6 protein-coding genes are annotated in these 11,977 nt (G+C 61.4%); 3 read left to right on the top strand and 3 right to left on the bottom strand.

Annotation, left to right across the window (positions count from 1 at the left end):
• The first annotated feature begins 16 nt into the window (after positions 1-16).
• On the top strand, positions 17-913 hold the full coding sequence (locus GX444_01345) for an SAM-dependent methyltransferase (protein ID NLH47227.1): 897 nt from the start codon (positions 17-19) through the stop codon (positions 911-913).
• Positions 914-1,174: 261 nt separating this feature from the next.
• Here GX444_01345 and GX444_01340 read toward each other — a convergent pair whose 3' ends face one another.
• Together GX444_01340 and GX444_01335 are read right to left on the bottom strand one after the other, a co-directional pair.
• A complete protein-coding gene (locus GX444_01340; protein NLH47226.1) occupies positions 1,175-2,593 on the bottom strand; it encodes a hypothetical protein in 1,419 nt (472 codons plus the stop codon).
• A gap of 80 nt (positions 2,594-2,673) precedes the next feature.
• On the bottom strand, positions 2,674-4,470 hold the full coding sequence (locus GX444_01335; GenBank protein ID NLH47225.1) for a hypothetical protein: 1,797 nt from the start codon (positions 4,468-4,470) through the stop codon (positions 2,674-2,676).
• 286 nt (positions 4,471-4,756) lie between these two features.
• On the opposite strand from GX444_01335, the gene GX444_01330 reads away from it, so the two are divergent.
• Entirely contained in the window at positions 4,757-10,012 is a 5,256-nt protein-coding gene (locus GX444_01330; protein ID NLH47224.1) for a hypothetical protein, read from the top strand.
• Positions 10,013-10,187: 175 nt separating this feature from the next.
• Positions 10,188-11,177: a hypothetical protein gene (locus GX444_01325; protein NLH47223.1), complete on the top strand. Its 990-nt coding sequence runs from the start codon at positions 10,188-10,190 to the stop codon at positions 11,175-11,177.
• A gap of 12 nt (positions 11,178-11,189) precedes the next feature.
• Here GX444_01325 and GX444_01320 read toward each other — a convergent pair whose 3' ends face one another.
• A complete protein-coding gene (locus GX444_01320; GenBank protein ID NLH47222.1) occupies positions 11,190-11,882 on the bottom strand; it encodes a cytidylate kinase-like family protein in 693 nt (230 codons plus the stop codon).
• Positions 11,883-11,977 lie beyond the last annotated feature (95 nt).

Below are 11,977 nucleotides of genomic sequence, written 5' to 3'. Positions count from 1 at the left end.
CGGGGAGGTGGAAGGGATGCTGGATAATCAAGCCAGTCACACCGCCGAGTACGCCGCGGCCTTCCGCGCCCTGGAAGCGATCCGGCGTCCGGCCGCGGTCCGGCTGTTCGACGATTCCTACGCGATCCTCTTCCTGTCGGCGAAGTTGCAGCGGATCGTCCGATTTTCCGGGCTGCCGTTGGCCGGGCCGGTGGTGCGCGCGTACGTCGATCGGCGCTGGCCCGGAGCGATGACCTCGGGCATCGCGCGCACCCGGTTGATCGACGATCTGTTGCGCGCCGCGGTCGGCGAAGGAATCCGGCAGGTGATCATCCTCGGCGCCGGCTTCGACTGCCGGGCCTTTCGCCTGGCGGAACTCGCCGCTTGCCGGGTCGTCGAGGTGGATCATCCCGCCACCCAGGCGCTGAAGCGGGAGCGATTGGCGCGGATCGGGCAAGCGGTCCCGGCCACGGTGACCTTTCATGAGGCCGATTTGAAGCGGCAGGATTTGCGCGAAGTGTTGCAAACCGCCGGCCTGACGCCGGGCAAGCCTTCGTTCGTCTTGTGGGAGGGGGTGACGCATTACCTGGGCGAAGCCGGCGTGGATGCGACGCTGCGCACCCTGGCCGCGGTCTGCGAACCCGGCAGCCGCCTGGTGTTTACCTACCTTCACGGCGGCCTGCTCGACGGTTCCGTGCCGTTCGAAGGCGCGCACATTTCGAAGGAGCAGGTCGCGGGCGATGGCGAACCTTGGGTCTGGGGGATGGTTCCGGAAAAAATGCCGGCGTTTTTGGCCGAACGCGGATTTCGGCTGCTCGCGGATGCGGGCGCCGACGATTATCGCGCCCGTTATTGGGGCGAGGCGGGGCGGCGGATGCGCGGCTTCTCCTTCTATCGCGTCGCCCACGCCGAGTTGGCGGTCCGAAGAAGTTGATGCGGACTACGGCCGGTCCGTTATTTCATTGATTTGATGACCGTCGCGGTGACCAGGGCGATCGGCAAAAGCAGTAAAAACATCGTCAGGATCCATTTGATAACGGAGGTTATCATGCTTCGCATGGCCGCCTCCGACTCGTCGGTTTGCTCATCAATTTACCCTTTTCTTGTAATCCACGGGTGACCAACTAGTTGTTGAAAAGGTGGAAGAGAAAGGGCGCGGAAGATCGCGCCCTTATTTTGCCAAGGGATTGGATTTTCAGCAGCCGCAACTCCCGCTATCGTTGCCGCCGTCGTCGGCCAAAGAGTCGACGTCGTTGTCGTCGTCGAAGAAATTGTCGTCGTTGTCGTCGTTATCGTCGTTATCGTCGTCGACCGGCGCGGTGTCGTCGTCGGCCGGCGCGGTGCATTGATAATCCAGGCAGACCAGGCCGTCCGATTCGCAGTCCACGCAAGCGGCGGCGGCGATCCCGCATTTGTCGTCCAGGTCGCCGGGCCAGCATTGGCCGTCCTGGCAGCAGCCGAACTGGCAATTGTCCGGCCCGCAGGTGACGGTGTCGTTGTCGTCGTTGTCGTCGTCGTCGACCGTGGTGTCGTCGTCGCCGGGGTAGACGCAAGTGAAGTCGACGCAGACCTGGCCGGAGGAGGCGCAGTTGACGCATCCGGTGGCGCCGGTGCCGCAGAAGTTGTCTTCCGTTCCCGGACGGCACGCACCGTTGGTGTCGCAACAACCGCTACCGCAAGAGCCCGCGTTGCAAACGGCGCATTGGCCTGCCTGGCAGAAGAGTTGGTCGATTTCGCAGTTCGAACATTCGCCGCCGACGACGCCGCACTCTTCATTGGAAGTGCCCGGGTGGCAGATGCTGGTCCGCATCTCGCAGCAACCTTCCGGGCAGGGGAAATCGTCGCTGCAACCGACGCACCAGCCGTTGTAGCAATTCGGGGTGTCGCCCTCGCAGGTGCCGCAATCGGTGCCGGCGATGCCGCAGTATTCCGGGGTGTTGTCGTCGTGACAGACGCTGTCGGGGTCACAGCAACCGGTGGCGCAGGTGATGGCGTCGCAGCCGACGCAAAGGCCGACGAAGCAGTTGGGTTCCGGCGAGGTGCAGGTGCTGCAGGAAACGCCGGCGAGGCCGCAATACTGGGCGTTGTTCTCCTCGTGGCAGTAGCCGTCATCGCCGCAGCAGCCCAGCGGGCAGGTCAGGGCGTTGCATTCGGTGCATTGGGCGTAGACGCCCTCGTTGAAGCAATAGGGCGTCGGGACGGTGCAGGTTTCGCAATCCTCGCCGTAGTAGCCGCAATAGTCCGGATCGCCGTCGCTGTGGCAGCCGCCTTCCTCGTCGCAGCAGCCGAACGGGCAGGTCAGGATGCTGCACGCCACGCATTGGGCGTAAGCGACTTCGAAGAAGCAGTAGGGCGTCGGATATTCGCAGGCTTCGCAATCTTCGCCGTAATAACCGCAGTATTCGGCGCTCCATTCGGTGTGGCAATTGTCCTGTTCGTCGCAGCAGCCGAACGGGCAGGAGAAGAAATTGCACGCCTTGCTTTCGTCATATTCGGATAGGGAAGAAAAATTCCCATCCGGCGCGGCCGGCGCCTCGGCGGGGAAGGCAAGGAGGCAGAAAACAGCCGCGAGCGCGGCGAAAAAGGTAACCGCTGGGATCAATCGTTTCTTCATCTACCGCTCCAGGTCGGCGGAATCGGGCCGCCGTCCACAGGGAAATACCGGCAACGCCAGTCGAACCATTCGCCGCTCGTCTAGCAGCCGCAGCCGCCGGAGTCGTTGGCGTCGTCGTCGCCTTTATCCGCCGGCGAATCGTCGTCGTTCAAATTGATATCGTCGTTGTCGTCGTTATCATCGTTATCGTCATTGTCGTCGTTGTCGTCATCGTCGACACCCGGGAGGCAAGCGCCGTCCTCGCAATGTTGTTTTGGGCCGCATTTCTTGCATTCCGCGCCTTCGGTGCCGCAAAGGTCGTGGGCATCGCCCGGCATGCATTGCTTGCCGTCGCAGCAACCCATCGGGCATAAAAACGAATCGCACATCTGCTCGCAGATGTGGTTCTCGCATTGCTGATTGGCAGTGCACGGCGCACAAGCCTCGCCGCCCGTGCCGCAATGCAGGTCCGTGTCACCGGGGTGGCACGTGGTGCCGTCGCAACAGCCGTCCGGGCAGAGTTGGGCATCGCAGGCCGCGACGCAGTTCCCGTTGACGCAGTGCTGGTCGCCGCTGCAGGTCACGCAGGCGTCGCCGGTCTGGCCGCAGGCGGCGTCGGTGTCTCCGGGCAGGCAATCGTCGCCGCTGCAACAGCCGCTCGGGCAGACCTGGGCGTTGCATTCGCAGTTGTCCGTCAGGTTGTCGCAGCTTTCGTTGTCGGAATAGATCGAGGCGTCGAACAACTGCCAGTCGCATTCGCCCGGGCCGCAAATGAGGCCGGTGAATTCCGTGATTTCCAGGTTGGCGGTCACACCCGAATCGAGCGACCAGCCGCAGGGATCCTTCACGCCGACCGTGTTGGCGTAAATGCCGATGTCGAAGGCCGCGTCGACCAGATCGAGCAACTGGGGAATGCCCACCGTCGCCGAAACTCCGACATCGACCGTGGTCTTGATGTTCGCGTTTGACTGATCGCCGTAGCTCGGATCGAGATTGGTGAAATTCTCGGGGTCGGTCGTCCAGATCGGATTGAACTCGCCGCTCAGGGCTTCAAAGCCCACCGAATAGCCGAAGGTGAACGAAAGACCGCCGCCCAGGCACACCGGGCCGTCGGTCGTCAATTGCGTCGGCAAGGCCACGTCGACGTTGATCGTCGCGTAGCCGACGCTGTACACCGGGATACTGAAGGTGAGCAAGTCGAAATTGTAGTTGATCGCGCCGCCGATCATCGCGATGTAGTCGATCATGACCGTCATCGAGGAATCGAATTCGACGAGCAGGTAATAAATGTCGGGCGGAATGATGTCGAAGTTGTAGCCGAACAGAATGTTGCCCGCCATTTCGAGGTATAGGTGGTTGGCCTTGATCGTGACCGGGACGCCTTCCAGCTCGGTGTCGATCAGGATCTGGTCTTCGATATCCATGATGGGAATTTCATACGGCCAGGCATATTCGCCGACGAACTGACCCTTGGCGTCTTCCGATTCGTCATATTTGTCGAGGACCGACGTTTCAAGGTAGATGGATTCGGCGCCGATTTCGACATACTGGATTTCACGCGACTTCGTCCAGGGGCTGACCAGATAATCGCCCGGCTGCATCGCTTCCACTACTTCTTTGACTTTGGCGGTAGGGCGAATCTCGAGGCCGAACTCCGTCAGATCGGTGATCTCCCAAACGAAGCCATCTTCCAGAATGAAGAGGGCCAGATTGTCGATCCGCACGACCTTTGCCATGCCGTCAAAGCCTTCGACGGATTGCGCGAACGCCGGCGATTCCAACAACGATAGGGATTCGCCGTCCAGCGACGAGGAAGCCATGGCTTTGCCGACGCCCGAACCGAGGAGGAGAAGTGCCGAAAGGCATAAAATGACCGAGAATTTTCCAAATGAACGCATGGATTGATTCTCCATTCCCACCGCCTGAACAGGACAGCGAATAATGGCTGGATTAACCGAACCGCGATTCCGAGTTTGATCAAAGCAATATCGAGTGTCAAGACAAGAATTTTTTTTCGATCGGCTATTCGATGATTTTTCAGGTTTTTCGTCGTCGGCGGGCGCTCTTTTGAAACGGGCCGATACGAAACGATGCAATTTGGACTATTTTTTGCAATAAACCATGGAGAAGACAACCGATTTGACCGATGATATAGCAGGAGCGCGAAGGAGCGGGCATCACTGGATGAAATTGATTCCGCGGAAGACAATTCTTCTTTTTCTATTGCTGGCCGGCGTCGGACTGGCGTTTGGTCAGGTATCGTGCGGCGTAACCCCTGAAAACGAAAAAGAAAAAGTCGCCGAAACCGTCGGCGCGACGGACGACGACAGCGCCGCCGAGCCGCTGCCCAATCCGCTGGACGGGCCGAAACTCTCTCCTTCATTCGATCTCGCCGGAATTATCGAGCAGGTACATTTTGCCTTTCGTTGGGAAGAAGATTCCTATGTCGGAGGCCATACGACCTATGGCGTCTGGGTTACGCCCGAAGGTGAAATCACCTTTTTGCCCGGCATTCAGGCGGACAATCCGGCCGACGACCAGCTCGGCGCGCCGCTCGTTTTGCAGACCGTTCGCGTTTCACGCGGCAAGTGGTCGGAACGGGGGCCGGCGGACAAAATCGAGTACGGTGAAAAACAGAGTCTGGCCCTGCGGCGCGGCGCGGCCACCGAGGGATTGAGCAACCGGGCCGAAGGTTTGGAACAGAGTTGGTCGTTTGCGACGCCGCCGCCCGGATCGGGCGACCTGCGGGTGGAGGTCCGCGTCTCCGGACAAACCTTCGCCGGGGCGAGCGAAACGGGCCTGCATTTCTTCGATGAAGTCGGCGGTCTGGGCGTTGCCTACAGCCTGGCCGTTTGGCGCGACGGGACGGGGCGGGAAACGATCGTCGAGCCGCGTTTTCAGCACGGCCGGATCGTGTTGACAGTGCCGGCCGAGGTGTTGGCCGAATCGACCTATCCGGCGGTTCTCGATCCGACGGTTTCGCCGGAGTTCAGCATCGACAACCCGGTTTATCCGCCGTTGGAAGTGGAACAGAACTCGCCGGGTGTGGCGTTCAACGGTTCCGAATATTTCGTCGCGTGGCATGACCGGCGGCTCTATTCCTTTTCCGGTTACGACATTTACGGAACGCGGGTCAACACGGCCGGCGGGGTTTTGGATCCCGACGGCATCGCGATCACCAACGCGACCAACACGCAATACTATCCGTCGGTGACCTCCGACGGCAGCAACTTCCTGGTCGTCTGGCAGGATTCGCGCTACGGCACGACCGACGTGTTCGGGGCGCGCGTCAGTTCCGCGGGAACGGTTCTCGACACGAGCGGCTTGCTGATTTGCGTCGCGGGCGGCCAACAGGAGGCGCCGGACGCGGCGTTCGACGGCATCAATTACCTGGTGGTCTGGCACGACAACCGGGTGAGCTATCCGGATATTTACGGCAACCGCGTGACGACCGCCGGCGTCAACCTCGACGCCTCGGGTTTCGTGATCGCCGCCGCCGGCGGTAACCAGAAATACCCGGCGATCGCCTTCGACGGCGTCAACTACCTCGTCGTCTGGCAGGATACCCGCAATTTCGCCACCACCGGCGAGGATATCTACGGCGCGCGGGTGAATCCGTCGGCCGTGGTCATCGACTCTTCGGGGATTCCGATCTCCACCGCCGACAATACGCAGGATTCGCCGGACGTCGCCTTCGGCGGCAGCAACTATTTCGTCGTGTGGCGCGACGCCCGCAGCGGCAATAACGATATCTATGGGTCGCGGGTCAACATGACGGGCAACGTGCTCGATTCGTCGGGAGTGGCGATCGCGACCACGACGGAAGACCAGAGCAGCCCGGCGGTCGCTACCAGCGGGTCCGATTATCTCGCGGTCTGGAAAGACCAGCGCAATGGGAACGCCGACATATACGGCGCGCGGATTTCCGGCAGTGGGACGGTCATCGATCCGTCCGGCCTGGCGATTTCCACCGCGACTGACGTCCAGGACATTCCGGCGGTCGCCTACGATTCGACCGAGGAACAGTATCTGGTCGTCTGGCACGACCGCCGCAACGCCTCGACCACCGACTACGATATTTACGGCGCGATCGTTTCCACCGACGGCGACGTTTATCCGAGCCAGGGTTTCATTTTCTCGACCAAGCGGCCGGCCAACCAGGAGCAGCAGGCGGCCCTGGCGTACGACGGCGCGAACTACCTGGCAGTGTGGCGCGATCAACGCTACGGCGAGGACGTCAACATCTACGGGGCGCGGCTGACGGCCACCGGCGTGGTGTTGGATCCCGCCGGCATCGCCATTTCCCGGGCGACCAACACCCAGGAATACCCCACGGTCGTTTTCGGCGGTTCCTATTTTCTCGTCGTCTGGCAGGACAAACGGAGCGCGGTTTACGACATTTACGGCGCCCGCGTGGCGACCGACGGCACGGTCGCGGATCCGAGCGGCATCCTGATTTCCGACGCCGTCGGCGATCAACTGCGGCCGGCGGCGGCTGAAGTCGGCGGCGTTTATCTGGCGACCTGGCAGGATCAGCGCAACGCCAACTACGACATTTACGGCGCCCAGCTCAATCAATCGGGAACGGTATTGCAAGCGACGGGCATTCCGATCACTACCAATGCCGGCGCCCAGGAATATCCGGCCGTCGCGGCGGACGGCAGTCAGTATTTCGTCGCCTGGCAGGATATCCGCGGCGGCAATTACGACATCTACGGCGCGCGCGTCAGCGCGGCCGGCAGTGTGTTGGACGCCAGTGGGATTGTGCTTTGCGGCGCCAGCGGCGCCCAGACGGTTCCCGCCGCCACCTACAATGAAGTCGACTTTGTCGTGGTCTGGCAGGACACCCGCGGCACCGACAGCGACTTGTACGGCGGGCGCGTCACTTCCGGCGGAACGGCGCTGGACGGCAACGGGTTCGTGGTCGTGCAGACGACCGGCGTCCAGGAGAACCCGGCCGTGGCCTTCGACGGTTATAACAGCGTCGTCGCCTGGGGGGATTACCGCTCCGGCAAGTCCGACATCTATGCCGCCTGGGTCAGCCCCAATGCCGTCGTTTTGCCGACCGGCGGATCGGGCGTTGCGACCGACACGGGCAGCAAGCTCGAGCCGGCGGTCGCTTCGTCGGGCGGCGGCTATTCGCTCGTCATGTATCACAAGGCGAACGTCGATTCGGTGATGCGCCTGCTGGCGCGCCGGGTCTGGTGGCTGCCGACCGGCCTGCCGTGCACGGCGGCCACGGATTGCATCAGCGGCTATTGCGCCGACGGTTTTTGCTGCGATACCGCCTGCGGCGGCAGTGATGCCACCGATTGTCAGGTTTGCAGCGCGACGCTCGGCGCGTCGGCGGACGGCACCTGCACGCCGCTACCGACCACGCACTTGTGCCGCGCCGCCACCGGGATTTGCGATCTCGATGAATTTTGCGACGGCGCGAGCGGCGCCTGTCCGACCAACACTTACTATTCTTCCACCACGGTCTGTCGCGCGGCGACCGACTTGTGCGACGCCGTCGAATACTGCACCGGAAGCGGCGCCAATTGCCCGGCGGACGCGCTGCTGGCCAGCACCAGCATTTGCCGCGCCGGCACCGACCTGTGCGACCAACCGGAACTTTGCACCGGTTCGTCCAAGGCATGCCCGGCCGATCAGGTTTATCCTTCCACTCACGAATGCCGTGGAGTGGCGGGTGATTGCGATGTCGCCGAGCTATGCGACGGTTCGACCAAGACCTGCCCAAGCGACAGCTATTTGCCGACGTCCTCCACCTGCCGGAACGTGGCCGGCCCCTGCGATGTGGCGGAAAATTGTCCCGGCGACGGTCCCGATTGTCCAATCGATTTGTTCCTGGACGCCAGCACTTCCTGTCGCAATGCGGCCGGGTTGTGCGACCGGACCGAATACTGCCCGGGCGACGCGGCCGCTTGTCCGGCCGATGCCAAGGAGCCGACGACCACCGAATGCCGCCCGGCGACCGACCTGTGCGATGTCGGCGAATTCTGCGACGGCGCGACGAATAATTGCCCGACCGATGCCGTGGCGCCGACGACGACCGAGTGTCGCCCGTCCGTCGGCGATTGCGATGCCGCCGAATTCTGCGATGGAACCAGCAAGCCTTGTCCGGCCGATCAACTGGAACCGGACACCACGATTTGCCGACCGTCGGTCGGATCGTGCGACGTGGCGGATCATTGCACCGGCGCGCTTCCCGATTGTCCCGCCGACGAGCTTCAGCCGGACACGTACCCCTGCCGTGACGCCGTCGGCCTGTGCGACCAGGTGGAATATTGTCCCGGCGACGCGACGGAATGCCCGGCGGATCTTTACTTCTCCGAAGGGTATGAATGCCGTCCGGCGGCAGGGTTGTGCGATCGGCCGGAAACGTGTTCGGGCGATACTCCCGATTGTCCGGGTGATGTGTACACCGACGACGCCACGGTTTGCCGCCCGGCCGCCGATATTTGCGACCGGGAGGAAATCTGTCCGGGCGACAGCCCGGACTGCCCGGCCGACGGCTATCAGTCCGAGACGACCGAATGCCGTCCGGAAGCCGATCTATGCGACGCCGCCGAATTCTGCACCGGCACCGGCATTACCTGTCCGGCGGACTTGTTCAAGGCGACCACCGAGATCTGTCGCGATTTGCAGGGCCCATGCGATCTGGTCGAATACTGCGCCGGCGACAGCGCAGCCTGCCCGGCCGATCTTTATCAGGCGGTCGGCGAGACCTGCCGTCCGGTCGCGGGCAAATGCGATATCGCGGAAGTCTGCACGGGCGATTCGTTTTTATGCCCGACCGATGAATTTCAGGCCGTGACGGTCGAATGCCGGCACGCGGCCCACGAATGCGATGCCGGCGAATTTTGCCCGGGCGACGGCCCCAAATGCCCGCCGGACACCGATCTGCCCGACGGTGAACGGTGCGATGACGGCATTTACTGCAATGGTTTCGATACCTGCGTTCTCGGCGGATGCGTCGAGCATGCGGGCGATCCCTGCTACGACAATCTCTATTGCAACGGCGAGGAAATTTGCGACGAGGAAAGCCGGCAATGCAATGTCGAAAATATTCCGGAATGTCCCGATGACGGCCTCTGGTGCAACGGCGAGGAATATTGCAACGAGGAAATCGACGATTGCGATCATTCGCTGACTCCCGGGACGCGCTGTCCCGACGACGGCGTCTTCTGCAACGGCCCCGAAGCCTGCGATGAAGAGACCCAGACCTGCTATCACTCCGGCAATCCTTGCGCCGATGACGGACAGTATTGCAACGGCCTCGAATCCTGCGACGAGGAAGCCGACGATTGCACGACCACCGGCAATCCCTGCCAGGCGGGGGAAGTCTGTTTGGAAGCGATCGATACCTGCGTCCAACCCGAGGATACCAGCGGCTCGGAATACGATCCGAACGAAATGGACATGGGCTGCGGTTGCTGATTTCTTTCCGGGCCGACTTGTTTTTTTCCTTCTCCCGGTGCTAAGTTGAAAGCCGACTAAACGATCATTTAGTTTTTTACCTACATCGATAGCCAGGCCATGCGCGGCGTGGTTGCGGCGGCTGAGACGACAGTCGGGGAGGTGTAAAATTAAGAACTTTGCCATCGCGGTCAATATGCGGGCGCGTAAAGTCAGGCAAGCCACGCTCGACATGATTTCCAAGCATGTCGATGTCGACGATATCTACATCACCAAAACGATCGAGCAATCCGACCAGAGCCTGGATGAGATCATCCAGAAACGCTATCCGCTGGTGCTCTGCGGCGGCGGCGACGGCACCGCGATGCGCATCATCGAGCAGATGCGCCACAAGGTGGGCCGGCTCAATCAGGCCGGCGGCGACTACCGCATGCCGCGCTTCGGCTTGCTCAAGCTCGGCACCGGCAACGGTTGGGCGGGCCTTTTGGAGACGCCGCCGAAGGTGGAACCGATCTGGACATTGCGCCAGCGGCGCGAGGACGAGCTTAAGTTCACGGCGTTCAACATGATCCAATGCGACGAACGGCTGTTTCACTTCGGCGGATTCGGCCTGGATGCGATGATTCTGAACAACTACATCGAGCTGAAAAACCGGTTCAGCAAAGGATTTATGTGGAAAATCAGCAACAGCATGGCCGGCTACCTGTACGCGACGTTCTTCCAGGCGGCGCCGCGCCTGCTCCGGCATAAGTACGAGGTGAAAGCGCGGGTCATCAACAACGCCGACGGGCCGATTTATCGCGCCTATCCGCATCGTCCGTTGGAGCAACTGACGCTGAAGAAGGGCGAGACGATTTTCGAAGGGCCGGTCATGTTGGTCGGCGCGGCCACCACGTCCAACTACGGCTTCAACCTCAAGACCTATCCGTATGCCTGCCTGAAACCCGGCTACATGAACCTGCGGACGGCGCTGGTCAATATTCCGGCGACGATCTGGAATATCCGCAAGGTTTGGAAGGGTGTCTGGAATTACGACGGGATCAAGGACTGGCTGGTCCAGGACGTCATCATCGAGACCGAGGCCGACATGCCGTTTCAACTGGGCGGCGACCCCGAGGGTTACCGCAACAAGGTCCGGTTCCAGGTGTCGGATTTTACCGTCGACGTGCTCGACTTTCGGAAATAGAGAAAGCCCCGATCAGGATTTTTCCATCTCCCGCGCCGTCGCGATGATGATCGCCACGGCATCCTCGATGGTCATTTTCTCCATGTTGATCAGCAAGTCGTAGTTCATCGGATCGTCGATGGCAGCGTTGAAATATTTGCGGATGAACGCCCGGCGATCGGCGTCGGTGCGATTGACGTACTTGGTCGCTTCTTCCGGCGACAGGTTTTTCTCCTGGGCGATCGCCGCCACCCGTTCGTCGAATGGGGCCAGAATCCGGACGCGCAAGACCCGGAAAAAATCGTCCCGGCTGAGAATGAAATTGGCGCCGCGCCCGACGATGACGCTGTGTCCCTTCTGGGCGATCGCGCCGATGACCTTCATGAGGTGTTTTAAATAATCGTCGAGCCACAACCGGCGGCGATTGGCCCAGTCCGCGATCCAATCCTCCATGACCGAGCGCCATTTCTCGTCCACGGCGGCCACGACGGAAGCGCTGGTATTCGCGCTTTCCGCCACCTTTTGAATCAACTCGTGATCGTAGATCGGGTAGTGCAACGCCCGCGCCACGTGCTGGGCGATCAGGTCGCCGCCGCTGCCGGTCTCGCGGGAAAAGGCGATGATCAGCGGGGAGGGCGCCGCCTCCGGCTTTTTCCCGCCGCCGCCGCCTGATTTTCCGGGTTGTTTGCCGAGAATCTGTTTGATCGTCGGTTTGCTTTTCGGCATGATCGCCCCCTTGGTCGGTGATATAAGCCGCACAATCCGATACACTCATATCCCAGAAGGCTCTGATAAAAATTTAATCATCACCCCTGAAAAGG

The sequence above is a fragment of the Myxococcales bacterium genome (assembly GCA_012517325.1).
Classification (GTDB): domain Bacteria; phylum Lernaellota; class Lernaellaia; order Lernaellales; family Lernaellaceae; genus JAAYVF01.
This window is presented reverse-complemented; position numbering and strand designations above follow the sequence as displayed.

Coding starts and splice junctions, on each gene's coding strand:
- GX444_01345 (NLH47227.1), top strand. CDS start 17: ATGCTGGATAATCAAGCCAGTCACACCGCCGAGTACGCCGCGGCCTTC.
- GX444_01340 (NLH47226.1), bottom strand. CDS start 2,593: ATGAAGAAACGATTGATCCCAGCGGTTACCTTTTTCGCCGCGCTCGCG.
- GX444_01335 (NLH47225.1), bottom strand. CDS start 4,470: ATGCGTTCATTTGGAAAATTCTCGGTCATTTTATGCCTTTCGGCACTT.
- GX444_01330 (NLH47224.1), top strand. CDS start 4,757: ATGAAATTGATTCCGCGGAAGACAATTCTTCTTTTTCTATTGCTGGCC.
- GX444_01325 (NLH47223.1), top strand. CDS start 10,188: ATGCGGGCGCGTAAAGTCAGGCAAGCCACGCTCGACATGATTTCCAAG.
- GX444_01320 (NLH47222.1), bottom strand. CDS start 11,882: ATGCCGAAAAGCAAACCGACGATCAAACAGATTCTCGGCAAACAACCC.